The organism is Luteibacter aegosomatis (genome assembly GCF_023078455.1).
GTDB classification, from domain to species: Bacteria; Pseudomonadota; Gammaproteobacteria; order Xanthomonadales; family Rhodanobacteraceae; genus Luteibacter; species Luteibacter aegosomatis.
Map to the genome: position 1 here is coordinate 2527526 of NZ_CP095740.1, position 17984 is coordinate 2545509.

At 67.1% G+C, this 17984-nt stretch carries 16 protein-coding genes; 12 read left to right on the plus strand and 4 right to left on the minus strand.

From position 1 onward, the window contains the following. The first annotated feature begins 200 nt into the window (after positions 1 to 200). The 4 genes from L2Y94_RS11355 to L2Y94_RS11370 all read left to right on the plus strand — a co-directional run bounded on the left by L2Y94_RS11355 (position 201) and on the right by L2Y94_RS11370 (position 3586). Positions 201 to 785, plus strand: coding sequence for a helix-turn-helix domain-containing protein (locus L2Y94_RS11355; RefSeq protein ID WP_247366548.1), 585 nt, complete (start codon positions 201 to 203; stop codon positions 783 to 785). A gap of 320 nt (positions 786 to 1105) precedes the next feature. Then, a complete protein-coding gene (locus L2Y94_RS11360) occupies positions 1106 to 2065 on the plus strand; it encodes an alpha/beta fold hydrolase (RefSeq protein ID WP_425602462.1) in 960 nt (319 codons plus the stop codon). A gap of 145 nt (positions 2066 to 2210) precedes the next feature. Then, positions 2211 to 2561, plus strand: coding sequence for a hypothetical protein (locus tag L2Y94_RS11365; RefSeq protein WP_247366549.1), 351 nt, complete (start codon positions 2211 to 2213; stop codon positions 2559 to 2561). 314 nt (positions 2562 to 2875) lie between these two features. Further along, complete coding sequence (locus L2Y94_RS11370; RefSeq protein ID WP_247366550.1) at positions 2876 to 3586, plus strand: SDR family NAD(P)-dependent oxidoreductase; 711 nt, start codon at positions 2876 to 2878, stop codon at positions 3584 to 3586. Between the two features lie 35 nt (positions 3587 to 3621). On the opposite strand, the gene L2Y94_RS11375 is transcribed toward L2Y94_RS11370, so the two are convergent. The 3 genes from L2Y94_RS11375 to L2Y94_RS11385 all read right to left on the minus strand — a co-directional run bounded on the left by L2Y94_RS11375 (position 3622) and on the right by L2Y94_RS11385 (position 5662). Next, on the minus strand, positions 3622 to 5193 hold the full coding sequence (locus L2Y94_RS11375) for an asparagine synthetase B family protein (RefSeq protein ID WP_247366551.1): 1572 nt from the start codon (positions 5191 to 5193) through the stop codon (positions 3622 to 3624). Between the two features lie 86 nt (positions 5194 to 5279). Further along, the gene (locus L2Y94_RS11380; RefSeq protein WP_247366552.1) at positions 5280 to 5447 is read right to left on the minus strand and encodes a hypothetical protein; all 168 of its coding nucleotides are present in this window, start codon (positions 5445 to 5447) and stop codon (positions 5280 to 5282) included. 50 nt (positions 5448 to 5497) lie between these two features. Beyond that, positions 5498 to 5662: a hypothetical protein gene (locus L2Y94_RS11385; protein ID WP_247366553.1), complete on the minus strand. Its 165-nt coding sequence runs from the start codon at positions 5660 to 5662 to the stop codon at positions 5498 to 5500. A 222-nt stretch (positions 5663 to 5884) separates the two neighbouring features. On the opposite strand from L2Y94_RS11385, the gene L2Y94_RS11390 reads away from it, so the two are divergent. From L2Y94_RS11390 to L2Y94_RS11425, 8 genes are all read left to right on the plus strand, one after another. Further along, positions 5885 to 6175 carry a DUF3649 domain-containing protein gene (locus tag L2Y94_RS11390; protein ID WP_247366554.1) on the plus strand — a complete coding sequence of 97 codons (291 nt, stop codon included), beginning with the start codon at positions 5885 to 5887 and terminating at the stop codon, positions 6173 to 6175. Beyond that, a complete protein-coding gene (locus L2Y94_RS11395) occupies positions 6172 to 7725 on the plus strand; it encodes a PepSY-associated TM helix domain-containing protein (protein WP_247366555.1) in 1554 nt (517 codons plus the stop codon). Before L2Y94_RS11390 ends, L2Y94_RS11395 begins: the two co-directional genes overlap by 4 nt. Then, a complete protein-coding gene (locus L2Y94_RS11400) occupies positions 7722 to 7994 on the plus strand; it encodes a DUF3325 domain-containing protein (protein ID WP_247366556.1) in 273 nt (90 codons plus the stop codon). The genes L2Y94_RS11395 and L2Y94_RS11400 overlap by 4 nt, the downstream gene beginning before the upstream one ends. A gap of 260 nt (positions 7995 to 8254) precedes the next feature. After that, a complete protein-coding gene (locus tag L2Y94_RS11405; RefSeq protein ID WP_247366557.1) occupies positions 8255 to 10468 on the plus strand; it encodes a TonB-dependent receptor in 2214 nt (737 codons plus the stop codon). 669 nt (positions 10469 to 11137) lie between these two features. Next, positions 11138 to 11392 carry a hypothetical protein gene (locus L2Y94_RS11410; RefSeq protein WP_247366558.1) on the plus strand — a complete coding sequence of 85 codons (255 nt, stop codon included), beginning with the start codon at positions 11138 to 11140 and terminating at the stop codon, positions 11390 to 11392. 89 nt (positions 11393 to 11481) lie between these two features. After that, positions 11482 to 13869, plus strand: a complete 2388-nt coding sequence (locus L2Y94_RS11415; protein ID WP_247366559.1) for a glycosyl hydrolase family 95 catalytic domain-containing protein — start codon at positions 11482 to 11484, stop codon at positions 13867 to 13869. Then, positions 13866 to 15059, plus strand: coding sequence for an SGNH/GDSL hydrolase family protein (locus L2Y94_RS11420; RefSeq protein WP_247366560.1), 1194 nt, complete (start codon positions 13866 to 13868; stop codon positions 15057 to 15059). Before L2Y94_RS11415 ends, L2Y94_RS11420 begins: the two co-directional genes overlap by 4 nt. A gap of 67 nt (positions 15060 to 15126) precedes the next feature. Further along, a complete protein-coding gene (locus L2Y94_RS11425) occupies positions 15127 to 16998 on the plus strand; it encodes a beta-ketoacyl-[acyl-carrier-protein] synthase family protein (protein WP_247366561.1) in 1872 nt (623 codons plus the stop codon). A 49-nt stretch (positions 16999 to 17047) separates the two neighbouring features. On the opposite strand, the gene L2Y94_RS11430 is transcribed toward L2Y94_RS11425, so the two are convergent. Then, complete coding sequence (locus tag L2Y94_RS11430; protein WP_247366562.1) at positions 17048 to 17947, minus strand: LysR family transcriptional regulator; 900 nt, start codon at positions 17945 to 17947, stop codon at positions 17048 to 17050. Positions 17948 to 17984: the final 37 nt, after the last annotated feature.

Sequence of the window (17984 nt, forward strand, 5' to 3'; positions counted from 1 at the left end):
CATCGGCATGGGGATGGGGCACGGCCTACGATAAGGCGGGTGGGCCGGAAAGCCTTGAATCCACTTGACCCCTCCCGGACCCACGGTCACCATGGGGAATGACCTGCGACTGCATCGCACCGACGCTGCCTGGGAAGCTGCGTCACCCATCGAACGAAAAGCTCGGCCGCCACCGCCACGATTGCGGCTTCGCGGCGGTCGTGCTGAGCGGCAGCTATACCGAAGCCGGCGACCGCGGAAGGGTGTGCGTGTCTCCGGGGGACGTGGTGTTCCATGGCGCTTACGAGTCACACAGAAACGATGTCTCGCTTTCCGGTGCGGATGTGCTCGTCGTTCCGTGGCATGGCGGCATCCCGTCCTCGCTGGGCCGCATCGACGACGTCGATGCGGTGGTACGGGCGTTCGAGAAGGGCGTCGATGCGGCGGCACGCGCGATCGCACAGGCCGTGACCTGCACCACACTCGCACCGATGGACTGGCCCGACCGCCTCGCGGACGCCATTCGATGCGACCCTTTCCTCCATCTGGAAACCTGGGCGGAACGGCACGGCCTTCGCCCGGAAACGGTCAGCCGTGGCTTCCGCAAGGCCTACGGCGTGACGGCCGTCGCATACCGGGCACGCATCCGTACGCTCCGCGCGCTCGATGCCATGGCATCGTCGCGCTCGCTCGTCCAGATCGCCGCCGATTGCGGATTTTCCGACCAGGCCCATCTGACGCGAAGTTTCAGCGCGCTTACCGACGCCTCGCCTTCCGCCTGGCGCAGGCGCCTGGCCCGAAGCTGACGCCGGAAACCGTCGTTCGAACAGAAGCCGCGCATATTGCTGCCTTACGCAGTTTTCTTTCCGCGACGCATCCGTCTAACGTGGTGGCTATCGTCCGCCGTGGTGAACGTTGCGTCCGGGTCGTCGCGACTTCCTTTCCCTGGATGCAAGACATACATTTTCCGCCACGGGCTTCAGGGTTCCAATGTGCAATACGTTTGGTCACGCTTGACTGTTCAATGGTCGAGCGGGTCGATGTTTCACTTTTCACAATCATTGGGAGGATGGTCATGAGCAACAAAGATAAGGTCGAGGTCGTCAGCGAATCGCGCCGGAAGGTCATGGTCGGGGCCGGTGCGGTGGCTGCCGCCTCCGTGGCGATTCCCCTGCTCGCTTCGGAAGGCGCGGCGAACGCCGCCGCCAAGACGGCGCATTCGGCCGGAAGCCGCCCGACCAGCGGCAAGGTGCTGACGAAGGACGGCGTGGAAATCTTCTACAAGGACTGGGGTCCGAAGGATGCCCAGCCGATCGCCTTCCACCATGGTTGGCCGCTGTCGTCCGACGACTGGGACAACCAGATGCTGTACTTCCTCAACCAGGGTTACCGCGTCGTGGCGCACGACCGTCGCGGCCACGGCCGTTCCACCCAGGTGGATTTCGGCCACGACCTCGACCATTACGCCGCCGATGCCTCGGCGGTGGCCGAATACCTCGACCTGAAGAACGCCATCCACGTCGGCCACTCGACGGGCGGCGGTGAAGTGGTCCGCTACGTCGCGAAGTACGGCCAGCCGCAGGGCCGCGTCGCCAAGGCCGTGATCATGGCCGCGATCCCGCCGCTGATGCTCAAGACCGCGAACAACCCCGGCGGCACGCCCATCGAGGTGTTCGACGGCTTCCGCAAGGCGCTGCTCGACAACCGCTCGCAGTTTTACCTCGATGTGGCGTCCGGTCCGTTCTACGGCTACAACCGCGCAGCCAACAAGAACGACAAGACCATGCAGGGCAATATCCAGAACTGGTGGCGCCAGGGCATGATGGGTGGCGCGAAGGCCCATTACGACGGCATCAAGGCCTTCTCCGAAACCGACCAGACCGACGACCTCAAGGCCCTTACGGTGCCGGTGCTCGTGCTCGCCGGCGACGACGACCAGGTCGTTCCGTACAAGGACGCCGCGGAACTGCAGGGCAAGCTGATCAAGAACGCTACCGTCAAGATCTACCCGGGCTACCCCCACGGCCTGATGACGACGCATGCCGACGAGATCAACGCCGAAATCCTGAAGTTCATCAAGAAGTAAGTCGCAAAACGATCGGGGGCGCTGCGCGATGCCTGTCCGCAGCGCCTTTTTTTTGCCGGGCGCTTTCGCGCAGTTGATCCACGTCAACCGCCTCGACGGTGCGCGAGCCAAGAATGGCGCCGCGTGCAAACCTGAGGGTCGCGCCATGGCCACGGCCCCCCGTACCACCACCCGGCAGGCGGCGCAGCCATCGGCTGCATGGCGCGATATCGGCAGCGTGGCCGCACAGTTGCCCTGCGACGGCACGGCCCTCCGGCTCCGCCACCGATGCCGCCTACACCCACGCGATCTTCGCCGGGCTGCTGGATGCACGGGGTTCACCGCGATGTCCCACGCCTGGATACTGGTGTACGACATCACGCGTGCGCGCCTGTTCGAAGCTCCGGACAGGACGCACGCCTGGAAAGAACTGGCGTGCTACGCCAATGCCCCGTTGCGGGTGCCTCCCGCAGCGCGGTTAGGTCGAAGCGTGCGCGTGTCCCGCGCGACCCGGTGAATTCTCGCGGACCCAGGCGGGAGCCGACGTTCAAGTGCGAGGATCTCGCTTGAAGCCATTCCACTCATGGCCATCTCCGCCGTGCGCCACGTGGGCTTTCAGCGTACCGAGGATCGTCCGTCGTCCGCTTGATACCGATCCACTTCACGAGGCCATCGGATACCGCGGCCGAGCCCTGTGCATTTTTTCGCGGTGGCTGCGCGGAGAACGCGACTTACGCCGGGACCGTCACGGCCCTACCTTTTTTCCCGAGTCAGGCCGCCGCCTCACGCCGGCGGACGACGAGTCCACCTCCCCATCTCAGGAAAAGTGCCATGTCCCCTATCCAGAAAGTCGCCATCGTCACCGGCGCGTCGCAAGGCCTCGGCGAAGGCATCGTCCAGGCCTACCTCCGGCGCGGATTCCGCGTGGTGGCCACCTCCCGCTCGATCGGACCGTCGAACGATCCGCGCCTGGTCACCATCGCCGGCGACATCGGCGAGCCGGAAACCGGCAAGCGCCTCGTGGCCGAGGCCATGACGAGGTTCGGCCGCCTCGATACGCTGGTGAACAACGCCGGCATCTTCATCGCCAGCCCGTTCACCGATTACACCGAAGAGCAGTATCGCCGAAAGCTCAGCACCAACCTCGACGGCTTCTTCTTCGCCACGCAGAACGCGATCCCGGCGATGCTCGAGAGCGGCGGCGGCCATGTCGTGCAGATCACCACCACGTTCGTGCAGTACGCCGATGCGCGCGTTCCCTCCGTCCTCGCCGCCATCACGAAGGGTGGCCTCGACGCCGCGACGCGCAGCCTGGCCATCGAATACGCCACGCGCGGCATCCGCGTGAATGCCGTGTCCCCGGGCATCATCAAGACGCCGATGAACGAAGGCGCGGACCGCGACATGCTCGCCACGCTCCATCCGGTCAAGCGGATGGGTGAGGTCGAGGATATCGCCAACGCCGTCCTGTACCTCGAGGACGCACCGTTCGTGACCGGCGAGATCCTCCACGTGGACGGCGGCATGATCGCAGGCCATTGACGCGCTCGAGGGGCGGCTTCGACGGCCGCCCCCGTTCATGCGGCCTGGCGCGCGCAACGCTCCAGCGACAGGAACGATACGAACGCGGAAGTGGCCGCGTGCGCCTGGGTCTGCGCGATGGTATCCAGCAGCGCGAAGACCGCCTGCCGGTCGACGAGACCCAGATCGGCCAGGGCGCACTCCTGCAGCTGCGCGGCCAGCGTCTTCGCATGCCGGGCGATGAGCGGCGGAAACACCCCCACGAAGGTCTCCTTGAGGTAACCCTTGGTGAAGACGTCGTCCCCTAGATGGGCCTGCAGGTAACGCCGCATCACTTCCCGTCCCTGCCGGCTGCTCTTCGGCAACCGATGGCAGAACAGCGCCAGGTAGGGATCGCTCAACGGGTTGACCGGCCACTGGCCGTGCTTCAACAGATCGGGAGCCCGGCACGCGTGGGCCAGCAACGACGTCGTCGGCACCGGGCTTTCCGGCGCGTCGAAGGTGGGAAGGCTGCGCGCCGCACTGGATGCGCGGCGCGTCAGCAGACCCTCGGCATAGGTCCTGGCGTCGCGAGCCCAGGCGGGATCCTTGACGCCGCGGTGGGACACCTCGCCGACATAGGCTGGAAACAGTTCGTCGCCACCGATGCCGGTGAAGAGCACGCGCCGCCCCTGCGCCCTGGCCGACGCCCACAAGGCCGAGCAGGCTTCGAGGTAGAATTCGCGATAGAAACCGTACGGTTCACCGCCCGTCCGCAGGTCGAGGCTCGGCGGATACGCGGCGATATCCACGGTGTCGTCCAGGAGACCCAGGCGTTCGATCATCGCCGCGCGTCGCTGCACCTGCGGTGCGCGCACCTCACCGTCGAGCAGGATGCCCCTGGATGCGACGTTTCCGTGCTGCCTCGTCAACGCCGTCGCGACCGTGCCCGAATCCATGCCGCCGCTCAGTTCGAGCGACGTGGCACCTTCCAACCAGGGCCGGAGGGTGATGACGCGCTGCAGGGCGTCGGCGAAGGCGGGAAGCGTATCCTGCCCCCGTTCCGGCGACGGCGCGGTTTCCACCATCGCATCGGGGTAACGGTAGCTCGCCCTGCCGGGCTCGACGTGAAGCGAGGCGCGCTCCGTCAGCATGACGACGCCGACATAGATCTGCCGCGCCGAGTACACCGTGTGGAGAGCCAGTTGATGGCTCGCGACTTCCGCATCGATCATCGTCGGAACGTCGTTGAAATCGGCGGAATCCCAGGACACCTTGACCCGGTCGTCCATCACCCGGCAGTACACCGGCACGGAACCGAGTACCCCGGCGCGAATGCGCATCCGATGTCCCGCGCGCGCCACTTCGATCATCACGTAATCGAGCGGCCAGAGCAGGCATTCCCGATAGAGCCGGTGGAACGTCTCGTCGTCCACGTGCTCGCGGACGATCGACGCGTTCGGTGCGGTGGCGGACGACGCCTGCCGCTCCCTCACCACGACGAACCACTGGTCGGACGCGTGCACGAACAACGTTTCGAGCATGGCGTGCGCATGCGGCCTGATGCTGCCGTCTCCCACGCTCACGGAGCCCTCTTTCCACGCCGGATCGAACGAAAGATCGGATAACGCGATATCGGCCTTGATCACCCGGGAGCTCCATCAATGGAAAGCCGCCTCCGGTGAAGGAGGCGGCTTTCGTTGCATTCGTCGACCGTCGGAACCCGAGCGGGGAATCAGCCCCAGTCGCCACCGCCGCTGTGGATGGCGCCGGCACGGCCGATATCGCCGTCTTCCTTCAGCTTCGGCGCGTACTTGATCGACTTCATGCTGGGCTGCATCGGCCCCTCCATCGCGACGCCGAACGGATTCACTTCTTGCATGGTCTGTTCGAACTTGTCCATGACAACGCTCCCACGGGTGGTGAATACGAAGAACGAACGGGCGTGCGGGCTCAGCCCCAATCGCCACCGCTATGGGTGGAGCCGATGCGGCCGATGTCGCCCACGTCGTCGATCTTCGGCGCATGCTTGACCGCCGTCATGCCCTTCTGCATCGGTTCGTCCATCTGGATGGAGAACGGATTGACGTCGTTCAGAACCTTTTCGAGCTTATCCATGAAACTCTCCCATCGGTTGGTGGGCCGCGAGATGGCGGCGCTTTTGACCGTAACACGACAGCTATCGCAGCAAACGGCGGACGTTTACGCGTAATCGGACACGTTTTCGGGCGGGTCGCCGAAAACGTGCAATGGTGTAGAATCCGCCCGCTCGACCAGCCAGCCATCGCAAGCCACGTCGGCCACGACCTCCCGCTTTCATCGAGGCATCGCCGATCGCCCATGCGCCACCCCATCGTTCCTGCCCTACGGATCGCATCGCGCGCGTTCGTCGCCATCGTCGGCGGCTACGTCGCGGCGGCACTCTATGCCGCGACCATGGCCCGCTGGCTGCCGATGCCACGCACCGAAGCGGTGATGACCGGCATGCTGGCGTCGTTCGCCATCTATGCGGGCGTCGCGATCATGGCGTTCGCCGTCGGCAGCGCGACGCGCGCATGGATCTGGCTGGCCGCGGGCTGCCTGCCTCCGGCCCTCGCCCTCTGCCTCTCGACGCATGGCGTCTTCGCATGAAGGGCGGTCTGCGCCAGTCGATGGCGTTCCTGCACACCTGGGCCGGCCTGTTGTTCGGCTGGCTGCTGCTGGCGGTGTTCGTCACCGGCACCACGGCGTATTTCCAGGATGAGATCACCCGCTGGATGCAGCCGGAAATCAAGGGCGAGCGCCATCTGGTGGCCTCCGCCGAAGGTGCCGTCGACTACATGCGACGGCACGCCCAAGGCGCGGAAACCTGGTCGATCCAGTTGCCCGGCAAACGTTCCGTGGCCGCCATGGGTTACTGGAAGGAAAAAGGCGAAACCTACCTCCAATGGCGCGACCACGCCTTCATGGTCGATGGCCGTGGCGTTCGGGTGGATGCGCGTGACACCACCGGCGGCTGGCTGCTTTACCGGATGCATTTCGACCTGCACTACGTGCCCGTGCTGTGGGGACGCTGGACGGTAGGACTCGCCGCGATGTTCATGCTAGTGGCGATCGTCAGCGGCGTGATCACGCACCGTAGGATCTTCGCCGACTTCTTTACCCTGCGCCCGGGCAAGGGGCAACGTTCGTGGCTGGATGCGCATAACCTTGGCGCCGTACTCGCGCTGCCCTTCCACGTCATGATCACCTATACCGGCCTGGTCACCTTGCAGGCCGCGTACATGCCCTGGGGCATCGCCGCGGCCTACGAGCGGCCGGCCGACTACCATCGCGAACTCACCGGTATCGACGCGGCGCCGACACGCTCGGGGACGTTCGCCGATCCCGCGCCGATAGCGGGCATGATCGCGCAGGCCCGCGCGCGCTGGAACGGTGGCGATCCCGGTTTCATCGCGATCCTGATCCCCGGCGACGCGAACTCGGTGGTGAAGATCACCCAGGACACGGGCACATCGATGGCCACGCGCGGGGAAACGCTTACCTTCGACGCCGCCACGGGCCACATGCGAACGCCGCCGGCGTCCAGGGGCGGAGCCGCCATGACCGAGAGTGTGATGGTGGGCCTGCATGCCGGGCGCTTCGCGCCGCCGGCGCTGCGTTGGCTCTACTTCCTGAGCGGCCTGATGGGTTCGGCCATGGTGGCCACCGGCCTCGTGCTCTGGACGGCCAAACGCCGCCCGCGGTTGCCCGATCCCACCCGTCCCCACGTCGGTTTCCGTCTCGTCGAGCGCCTGAACGTCGCCACCATCGCCGGGCTGCCATTCGGCATCGCCGTGTACTTCATCGCGAACCGGCTGCTCCCGTCGGCCATGGCGCATCGCGCCGCCTGGGAGGCGAACTGGCTTTTCATCGGCTGGGGCGCGCTGTTGCTGTACGTCTTCCTGAGGCCGCCCCGACGGGCGTGGATCGAATCCCTGTCCATGGTCGCGGCGGCTTACGCCGCGGTGCCCGCGGTCAACGCCCTGACCACGGACCGCGGCCTGCTGCGAAGCCTCGCCGCCGGCGACCTCGTCTTCGCCGGTTTCGACCTGTCCATGCTCGTCACCGCGATGGGATTTGCGTTCGCCGCGTGGAAGCTGCATCGACGTCCGCTTGCCCCGGTCCGCGAAGCTCGACCTCCGAGGGGGGACATCGCGTGATCGCCCTGTGCATCCTCGCGGCCATCGCCGGTTTCGCGGGGCTCTCGCTCGGCATGACTCGCCATCAGCGCGATGTCCTCGGCCGGACCCTGGCGCCATCGTCCTCGCTTCGCTGGCGAATCGTCGGCTGGACAGGCCTGGCCCTTTCCCTGCTTCTCGCCGTGGTCCGGGATGGCGCCGCGATGGGAACGGTCTATTGGCTAGGCGAACTGACCGTGGCCGCGCTGACCGTCGCCTTGAGCACGACCGGGCTCGGATCGAGGGCGTGAGCGGACCTTGTCCTCGGCCTCAGGCGAGCTAGCGCCAAGAAGGGCGCTCGCATCATCGGGTGAGCGGTAGACAGCCGCACGGGCGACGCCAAGCCTCATTCACCGACTGGGGAGCTCAAGGTTCGCGGACCGGGGCCGCTCCCACCCTCTCGGTAAGCGACGTGCGACGTTTCGTTGCTATGCAATACCTCGATTTTATTTCATAATGCGAGTCGTTCTCATTTGCATCCGCATCATGGGCCACGGGCCCGAGGAATTCCATGCTCCCCGCTCCGCTTCGCCGCCACACGCTTTCGGCTTCCGTTCGCGCCGCCCTCATGGCCGCCATCGCTTTCGCTTCCACCGCCCATGCGGCCGACACGGACGAACAAAAGGCGCTCCGCGACAACAGCACCACCTTGTCGGGCGTGCAGGTGCAGGCCAACGTGGCGGCCCCCACCGCCGAATACGCCGGTGGCCAGGTCGCCCGTGGCGGACGATTCGGCGTGCTGGGCAACCAGGATGCGATGAACGTGCCGTTCGCCCTCACCAGCTACACCGATACGCTGATCCGCAACCAGCAGGCACGCACGCTCGGCGACGTGGTGGGCAACGATCCGGCCGTGCGCACCGGCTTCGGCTTCGGCAACTTCTCGCAGGTGTTCACGATCCGCGGCTTCCAGATCTACAGCGACGACATCGCCTTCGACGGCCTGTATGGATTGCTGCCCCGCCAGCTCCTCGCGCCGGAACTGGTCAGTCGCGTGGAGGTATTCAAGGGCGCCAGCGCATTCCTCAACGGCATCAGCCCGGGCGGCTCGGGCATCGGCGGCAACGTCAACATCGCGCCCAAGCGCGCCGACGCCGCGCCCGTGACCCGCGTCGGCCTGGACTGGGGCAGCGACAGCCAGATCGGGGAAAGCGTCGACATCGGCCGCCGGTTCGGTGCGAGCCAGCAGTTCGGCGTGCGCGTCAACGCCGTGCATCGCGAGGGCGGCACCGCCATCGATGGCGAGAAGCGCCGGGTCACGGCATTGGCGGTGGCGTTCGACTACCGCGGGGAAAACCTCCGCGTGACCACCGACCTCGGTTACCAGAAGCAGGTGATCACGGGCGGCCGCGCCGTGGTGTACGCCAGCGGTCTCACGTCCATTCCGCGCGCGCCGTCGGCCGGGACCAATTACGCGCAGCCCTGGTCGAACTCCTCGCTGGAAGACACCTTCGGCGTGGTGCGCGCCGAATACGATGTCACTCCGTGGCTCACGGGGTACGTCGCCGCAGGTGCCCACCACGGCAACGAATTCGGCGACTACGTGAGCCCGACCCTCGTCAACGTGAACGGCGCGGCCACCGAAACGCGCTTTACCGTGCCCTACATCGCCGACACCGCCACGGGCGAAGCCGGTTTCAATGCCCGCTTCGACACGGGCGAGGTCACGCATCGCGTCAACGTCGGTTTTTCCGCCCTCGGTTTTCGCAAGAAAGCGGCCTATGCGGGCTCGCTCGCCCCGATCGACACCAACATTTACCGCCCCAACGACGTCGACGTGCCCGACTTCGCCTATAACGTCGGGCCGATCAGCGATCCGGGTATCACCGGCCGTACGCAGCTTCGCAGCATCGCCGTGTCCGACACGCTGGGCTTCATGGACGACAGCCTGGAAGTCACGCTCGGTGCGCGTCGCCAGAAGCTTCATACGCTCGGCTATGCCTACGCGGTGAACGGCGTGAACGGCAGGAAGAACTCGGAGTACGAGCAGTACGCCACCAGCCCGGTCGTGGGTGTGAACTATCGTTTCGCCGACCAGTGGTCCGTGTACGCGAACCATATCGAAGCCTTGAGCCAGGGCGACCAGGCCCCGGACTCGTTCGCCGGCAAGCCCGTCACCAACGCGGGCCAGGTCTTCGCGCCGTACAAATCCAAGCAGAACGAAGTGGGCGTGAAATGGGACGCCGGCACCATCGGCAGCACGCTGGCCCTGTTCCAGATCAAGCAGCCCAGCGCGTACGTGGATGCTGCCGCCAACGCGTTCGTGGTCGACGGCGAACAGCGCAACCGCGGCGTCGAGTGGAGTTTCTTCGGCCAGCCGGTGCAAGGTGTTCGCCTGCTGGGCGGCGTGAACTACATCCAGCCCGAACAGGTGAAGACGCAAGGCGGCGTCAACGACGGCAAGGACGCGATCGGCGTGCCGCGCTTCCAGGCGAACGCCGGCGTCGAGTGGGACATTCCCCATACGCCCGACATCACGGTGAGCGCACGCGCGGTGCGCACCGGCAAGCAGTACCTCGACGCGGCCAACCAACTGAAGGTACCGGCGTGGACGACGTACGACGTGGGCGCGCGGACCACGGCGCACCTCGAAGGCGTTCCCGTCACCTTCCGTCTCACGGTGCAAAACCTGACCAACAAGGGCTACTGGGCCTCCGCCAACGGCGGTTACCTCACCCAGGGCCTGCCGCGCACTTACTACGTATCCGCGTCGTTCGACCTCTGATCCCCCCACGTCGCACACGAGAGGCATCGGCGTCGTTCGACCGTTGACCCTCCTCACGTCGCTCCTGCGCACGCAGGAGCCCAGCGCCCTGAGATCGGTTTGCGCGAAACGGTGATGCGGCTCTTCGGTGCCTTGCCAAAGCCGATGAAGCGTTTTCGTTCGCCGGGACGCAAGGCGCTGGATTCCTGCGTGCGCAGGCATGACGTGAGGGGACTGGAACCAAATCCGTCCCCGAGGGTCTGAGCGGCCTGACCGCAGGGAGGGAGTGGGGTGGAGAGGAACCGATACTCGAAGCTATCCGCTCGCCGCGTGGCGGCCATGGTCGTGGCGATCGGGTGCCATCTGGGGCTGCTGGTGGCGGTGCTTCGACCGGCGACCCATCGCTATACCGCCATCGACGTGGAGCCTCGCGACGTCAGGGCGATCGAGCTCCGTTTGGTCGACATGCATACGCCACGACCGATTGTCGTGCCTGCACTCACGCGGATCGCGACACCGCCCAGGCGAGCGAAGTCACTGCCGATTCGACCGAAAGACGCCCCGCCGGCGCCACCGCCTTCACTCGGCGAGGTCGCGGCACCGCCTGCCCCACCCACGGCCCCCACGATGTCCTCCTTCGCGAACGGAAGCTTCGAGCGGCGACTGCACGATGCTCAGCGATCGAACGCCATGCCTGCGCTTCCCGGCTCCGACCTGCGCCGGGCGCCCGGCATTCAGCTGATCGATCCGATGAACCAGGGCATCGGTGCCGTCGCGCGCAAGACGCAGCGCCTCTTCGGCATTCCCGACAGCCATTGCGTCGATGTCGATCGTTTGCGAAGCCTCCGTCCCGAAGAACTCGCTTCGCGCCACCTGTCGCCGCGTGACGTAGCGCACATGAACGAGAAATACGACTGCAATCGTCCCCTGGGCCTGAGTTTCTAGTTGACAGCGCGCGCAATGCGAGCCTAGTTTCCATTTTGTAGTACAAATACCCGTTCGTGGCGCTGGGGAGCGTCGGCACAGGGATCACGATGAAGCACGAAGACGAGTCGCCGTCGGCATCGCGGCGCCAGTTCCTGAAAATGAGCGGCCTGGCCGGCCTCCTGCCCCTGATGGGCATGCCTGTGTTCAGCGCCTGCGCCGCGGTGTCGCGTCCCACGGAGCCGCTGCCGCCCGGTTCGAACAAGCTCGCTCTCTGGTATCCGGCACCTTCCAGCGAGGCGAACGTGTTGCGCGAAGGCCTGCCGATCGGCAACGGCCGCATCGGCGCCCTCGTCGGCGGCGATCCGCTGCGCGACTTCCTCTACGTCACCGACGGTTCGATGTGGCTGGGCGGTCGCAACGCCGTACTCGACGAGAAGGGACAGTTCGGCTACGCCACCACCGACTTCGGCAGCCTGGTGATGCTGGCGAAGCTCTATCTCCAGGTGGACGGCCACGACATCGCCGGCCTGGAGGACTTCCGCCGCGAGCTGGACATGGCCCGGGGCGTCGTGCGGATGTCCTATCGCAAGGCAGGCGTGCGTTACCGGCGCGAGGTCTACGCCAGCCACCCCGACGACGTCATCGTGGTGCGCCTGTCGCAGGAAGGTGGCGGCCGTTACAGCGGCGTGCTCGACCTGCAAGGCGCGCACGGCGAGATCGCCCGCACCGAAGGCCGCGTGCCCGCGAGGTTGTTCGACGGCACGTTCGACAACGGCCTGAAGTATGCGGCGGTGGCGCGGATCGAGGCATCCGGCGGCACCGTGCGCGGCGCCGCCGACGGCGTCCACTTCAAGGATTGCGACGCGCTGACCGTCGTGTTCTGCGGCGGCACCAACTACGTGCCCGATCCCCGGCGAAACTACATGGACGCGACGATCGACCCGGCCGCCCGCGCGCTTTCGAAGATCGAGGCCGCCCTGAAGCCCTCGCCGGATGCGTTGCTGCGTACGCACGTCGCCGACCATGCGCGCCTGTTCGACACCATGCACGTGGACCTCGGCACCTCCACGCCCGAACAACGCTCGCTCGACACATGGGCCCGCCTGCAGGCCCGCGCGCAGGCCGCCTCGGCACCCGATCCGGAACTGGAAGCCAGCTACCTGCAATTCGGCCGCTACCTCACCATCGCCGGTTCGCGCGACAAGCTGCCCACGGGCCTGCAAGGCCTCTGGCTGTCGGACAACGCGCCTCCCTGGATGGGTGACTATCACACCGACATCAACATCCAGATGAACTACTGGCTGCCCGATCGCGCGGCGCTTTCCTCGTGCTTCGACGCCTTGACCGACTACTGCCTGTCGCAGATCGATTCGTGGACGGCGCTCACCCGGCAGCTCTTCAACGATCCGCGCAACGGCTTTCGCAACAGCTCGGGCAAGGTCGCCGGCTGGACGGTGGCGTTCTCCACCAACATCTACGGCGGCAACGGCTGGTGGTGGCATCCCGGTGCCAGCGCCTGGTTGTGCAACAACCTGTGGCAGCACTACGAATACACGCAGGATCGCCGCCACCTGGAGCGCATTCATCCGCTGCTGAAAGGCGCGTGCGAATTCTGGGAAGCCCGACTGATCCCGACCCAGGTAACCGATCCCGCGACGGGCCATGCCCGCGAGGTGCTGATCGACGACGCGGACTACTCACCCGAACAGGGCCCGACCGACGCCAAGGGCAACACCTATGCGCAGGAGCTGGCATGGGATCTGTTCGGCCACTTCCGCGAATCGAGCGCATTGCTCGGCCGCGATGCGGATGCCGCGTCGCGCTTCACCGCCCTGCGCGAAAAACTCTACCTGCCCCGCATCAGCGAAAAGACCGGCTGGCTCGAGGAATGGATGACGCCCGACAACCTGGGCGAAGTCACGCACCGGCATCTCTCGCCCCTGTTCGGTTTCTTTCCCGGCGATCGCATCCGCCTCGAGGATAGCCCGCCCGAACTGATCCAGGCCGTCACCCGCCTGCTCACCGCCCGCGGCATGACGGGCTTCGGCTGGGGTTGCGCGTGGCGCGCGATCTGCTGGGCACGCCTGAAGAACGCGGACAACGCTTACCGCCTGCTACTCACCAACCTGCTGCCGGCGATGAACCACAGCAACGGCACCACCGCGAACTTCTTCGACTTCTACCAGCTCGACGAGAACGCCGACGCCTTCCAGATCGACGCCAATTACGGCACGCCCACCGCCATGCTGGAGATGCTGCTGTATTCGCGCCCCGGACGCATCGAATTGCTCCCCGCCCTGCCCAAGGCGTGGCGCGACGGCAGCATCACCGGGCTCGGCGCGCGCGGCGGTTTCCAGGTGGACATGACCTGGCGCAACGGCAAGGTCACGGCGCTGACCGTGCGCAGCGTCGGCGGCGAAAAGACCGACGTGGTCTTCGGCGATCGATCCCATTCCGTCTCGCTGCGTGCGGGCGAAAGCAAGGTACTGCTATGAAACGACTCACGATGATGCTCCTTGGCCTGATGGCCTGCGGCCAGGCCATGGCCGACGACGCGGGCCAGCGCGTGGCGGCATGGGCACCGTCCGTGACGCCGGGCGGACCGGCCTTCCACGCCCAGACCTTGCGCATGGTGGTGCATCCGTCGGTCGGCGGCACCGCGCCGCAAGTGCGCGTGTCCAACCTGTACGGCACCACGCCCCTGCAAGTCGGGCATGCCACGCTCGGCCTGCAGGCGAACGGGGCCTCGCCGGTGCCGGGAAGCCTTCGCCCGCTCACCGTGGGCGGCTCGGCGAGCTTCACGATCCCCGCCGGTGGCGAGGTCTGGACCGATCCCGCGCCGGTCGAGGTCAAGACGGGTAAAAATCTGCTGGTCTCGCTCTACCTGCCCGATGCCGTCGCGTCGTCGACCTTCCATCAGGACGCGTTCGAGACGACCTACGCCAGCGCGGACGGCGCGGGCGATCATGCGGGCGATGTCGACCCGGCCGCCTTCACCGAAACGAGTACGCACTGGTACGAACTGTCGGCCGTGACGGTCGCCGCCCCGAAACACGACACGCTCGTGGCCTTCGGCGATTCGATCACCGATGGGTACGACACGCCGGTCAGCGCCAACGCGCGTTGGCCCGACGCACTCGCCCGGCGTCTGGTCGCCGGCGGGATTCCCCTCGCCGTGGTCGATGCGGGCATCGGCGGCAACCGCGTGCTCACCGACGTGGTGCCGGACGTGGCCCGCGGCGTCAGCGCCCTCAAGCGCTTCGACCACGACGTACTGTCCCTGCCCCGCGTGCGCACGGTCATCCTGCTCGAAGGCATCAACGACATCGGCAACAACGCGGGCCCGGACGGCGGCCCGCTCACCGCGGACCACCTGATCGCGGGCTACCGCGAACTGATCCGCCGGGCCCACGCCGCCCACATCCGCATCCTCGGCGGCACGATCCTGCCTTACCGGGGTGCCGGCTACTTCTCCGAAGATGGCGAAAAGACGCGGCAGGCGGCGAACGACTGGATCCGCACCTCCGGCGAATTCGACGGCGTGATCGATTTCGACAAGGCGGTTCGCGATCCGGCCCAGCCCCAGCGCCTGAAGGCCGCCTACGACGCCGGCGACCACCTCCATCCCAACGCGGCGGGAATGAAGGCCATGGCGGACGCCATCGACCTGCGCAAGGTGCGGTAATAGCCAAGCCGACGCGGGGATAAACGCCTATACTGAGGGGTCCAGCGTTTACGGTACTGCCCAGCATATGTTGAGAAGCGATCAGGTCCTCGTCACCGTCGGCACCGCCTGCACCATCTCGGCGGTCGGCTCCACGGAAACCTACCAGGCCGTGGTGGCCGGTTCGGATGAATTCCTGCCCCTTGCGGCGTTCGACGCCGGTCTGGTCGAGCTCGACCCCGAAGCCGCCAGCGCGGCCGACGGTATGCGCTGGGCCGAGGGCGACCGCGCCGGCGAGCCCGTCTCGCTCGACGAACTCACGCGCCTGCACGGCGCGGCGCTGCGCGCCAACAGTGGCATCCGCCACGTGCCCGGCGTGCGCGAACTGGCGCCGCGCGTGGTCACCGACATCGCCGCGCCGCTGCCGCACGACCTCGAAACCGTCGGCCTGCGCCGCCTGGCCGGCCTGCGCTACGAGGACATCCGCGGCTCGAAGCTGAAGGAAATGCACGGCCTGTTCCAGAGCGACCCGCTGCTCAGCCCGTCGCTGCAGGCGCAGCTCTTCGCCTACGGCGCCCTGGGCGCACTGGCGGGCCTGCCGCGTCCGCTGGCCGAACTGGTGCCCGACCCGTTCGGTTTCCGCGTGGCCTCGGCCACCGCGTTCGGCGGCCTCGACGGCCTCGGCCAGTGGCTCCGCCCGGACGCGCCGTTGCCCGAAGGCGGCTTCCCGAAAGACACCTTCGCGGTGCGCCTGTCGCATTCGCTGGGCTCGCACGGTCCCGCCCTGGTCTCGACCATGCTCGCCCCGGCCTACGGCATCAGCCGCGTGCTCAAGAACCCCGAACTGCGCGAATCGCTGAAGTCGGACAACGTCGGCTTCATGCGCGTGCCGCAGGCGCCGATGACCGCCGTGGGGGCCTGCGCTTCCAGCCTCGTCGCGCTGGCCGACGTCGCGCCGCAGATGCTGTTCGACTATCCCGGCTTCCAGAAGCCGAAGATGGTGTTGCTCACGGCCGCCGACGCCGCGCTGCAGCCGCGCTACGGCATCCTCGAGGCCTTCGGCGGCGGCGCCCTGATGACCGGCGACAAGCTCGCCGCGAAGAATGCCGCCCATGCCGACGGCACCGTGCGCAGCGTGCACGATTCGCTCGCGCCGTTCGACGTCGATGCCGACGGCACGGTGGTCGGCCATGGCGGTTCGGGCCTGCTGGTGACCACGCTCGACTTCGCGCTGCGCAACCGGCTCGACATCACGTCGATCATCGTCGGCTGGGGCCAGAGTGCCGAGGCCGGCGGCAAGGCCCACTTCGCCGGCGTGGGCTTCGGTGGCGAGAATGCCCTCGTGCAGGCCCTCGACATGGCCTACGAGGGGCATGGTTACGGCGTGCACGACTTCCACTACCTCGCGGCGCATGCCACGGGCACGCGCACCAATTCCAAGACCGACCTCGGCACCGCCCTGGCGGGCCTGCGCGGCGCGGCGCAACGCCAGGGCGTCGAAGGCGACGTGCCGAAGCTGTTCGTCGGCACGCCGAAAGCCGTGGGCGACGGGCACACCATGGGCGAAACCGGCCTGAAGGCGATGTCGCAGGCGCTGCAGTTCGTGCTCGGACGCAAGGCCCCGGGCGTGCCCACGTTGCGCCGACTCGACCCGGATCTCGCCGACGTGTCCAGCCACTTCCACCTGCAGGCCGCGCCGTCCGAAGGCATGGCCGACGGTGGCGCCATCTGCGCCACGCAGGGCTTCGGCGGTTACAACGGTGCGGTAGCGCTACGCTCGGCCACTGCCGAGGCGTTCGCGCGCTACGCGTGCGATGCCGAGGTGCTGTCCGCGTATCTCGAGGCCTGGCCGACGATCCGCGCGGAGCGCGAGAAGCGCGAGCGCGTCGCCCGCCGCAGTCCGAAGCTGGCGTTGGCGATGGCCGAAATGCACGCGTGGAAGGGTCTCGAGGCGACCTGACCCTCGACGCCGCGGGCCCCGGCGCAGGCCGGTGCCCGCGGCGAAGCGCTCAGGCAAACGCCGGGTGCCCACGCAACGACTCGGCCAGCATGTCGATGAATCGCCGAACCTTCGCCGAGCCGAACTTGCTTTCCCGGTGCACCACGTGCACCGGCCACGGCGCTTCCTCGTAATCGCCCAGGATCACCTTGAGGCGACCCGCGGCCAGTTCGTCGGCCACCTGGTAGGACAGCAGCCGGACCACGCCGAGTCCTTCGGTGGCGGCGGCGATGGCGCCATCGTTGCTGGTCACGGTCAGCCGCGGCTTCACCCGCACCATGGTGGGGTCGTCGGCGGCGCCGAACTTCCAGTCCACGCGCGGCGAGATGCCGCTCGCCGCGACGATCACGTGATTCAGCAGGTCCACCGGGTGCGCCGGCTCGCCATGGCGACGCAGGTAGTCGGGGGAGGCGCAGAGCACCCGCCGCACCTGCCCCACGCGCAGGGCTTTCAGGCCCGAGTCCGGCAGGTGGCCGATGCGCACCGCCACGTCGATACCCTCGTCCACGAGGTTGACCACGCGATCGAGGAAATAGGCGGCGATGTCGACTTCGGGGTATTCCTGCAGGAAGCGCACGATGCACGGCATGATGAAACGCTTGCCGAACAGCACCGACGCGGTCACCGACAGGTTGCCCTTGGGCGCGGCGTTGACGCCGGCCGCGGCTTCGTCGGCTTCGTCGATGCTGGCAAGGATCGCGCGGGTATCGTCCAGGTAACGACGTCCGGCGTCGGTCAGGCGCACGTTGCGCGTGGTACGCGCGAGCAGCTTCACGCCCAGGTGCTCCTCCAGCGCGCCGATCGCCCGGGTCACCGCGGCGGGCGACAGGTCGATACGCCGCGAGGCGGCGGCGAAGCTCTCTTCCTCGCCCACCGCCACGAACACCTTCATGAGGTGGATCTGGTCCATATCCCGTCGTCGCGTCATGCCGGAGGCCTTGCGGGCA

Coding starts and splice junctions, on each gene's coding strand:
- L2Y94_RS11370 (WP_247366550.1), top strand. CDS start 2,876: ATGTCCCCTATCCAGAAAGTCGCCATCGTCACCGGCGCGTCGCAAGGC.
- L2Y94_RS11410 (WP_247366558.1), top strand. CDS start 11,138: ATGCCTGCGCTTCCCGGCTCCGACCTGCGCCGGGCGCCCGGCATTCAG.
- L2Y94_RS11395 (WP_247366555.1), top strand. CDS start 6,172: ATGAAGGGCGGTCTGCGCCAGTCGATGGCGTTCCTGCACACCTGGGCC.
- L2Y94_RS11360 (WP_425602462.1), top strand. CDS start 1,106: ATGGTCGGGGCCGGTGCGGTGGCTGCCGCCTCCGTGGCGATTCCCCTG.
- L2Y94_RS11380 (WP_247366552.1), bottom strand. CDS start 5,447: ATGGACAAGTTCGAACAGACCATGCAAGAAGTGAATCCGTTCGGCGTC.
- L2Y94_RS11420 (WP_247366560.1), top strand. CDS start 13,866: ATGAAACGACTCACGATGATGCTCCTTGGCCTGATGGCCTGCGGCCAG.
- L2Y94_RS11430 (WP_247366562.1), bottom strand. CDS start 17,947: ATGGACCAGATCCACCTCATGAAGGTGTTCGTGGCGGTGGGCGAGGAA.
- L2Y94_RS11415 (WP_247366559.1), top strand. CDS start 11,482: ATGAAGCACGAAGACGAGTCGCCGTCGGCATCGCGGCGCCAGTTCCTG.
- L2Y94_RS11405 (WP_247366557.1), top strand. CDS start 8,255: ATGCTCCCCGCTCCGCTTCGCCGCCACACGCTTTCGGCTTCCGTTCGC.
- L2Y94_RS11365 (WP_247366549.1), top strand. CDS start 2,211: ATGGCCACGGCCCCCCGTACCACCACCCGGCAGGCGGCGCAGCCATCG.
- L2Y94_RS11390 (WP_247366554.1), top strand. CDS start 5,885: ATGCGCCACCCCATCGTTCCTGCCCTACGGATCGCATCGCGCGCGTTC.
- L2Y94_RS11385 (WP_247366553.1), bottom strand. CDS start 5,662: ATGGATAAGCTCGAAAAGGTTCTGAACGACGTCAATCCGTTCTCCATC.
- L2Y94_RS11425 (WP_247366561.1), top strand. CDS start 15,127: ATGTTGAGAAGCGATCAGGTCCTCGTCACCGTCGGCACCGCCTGCACC.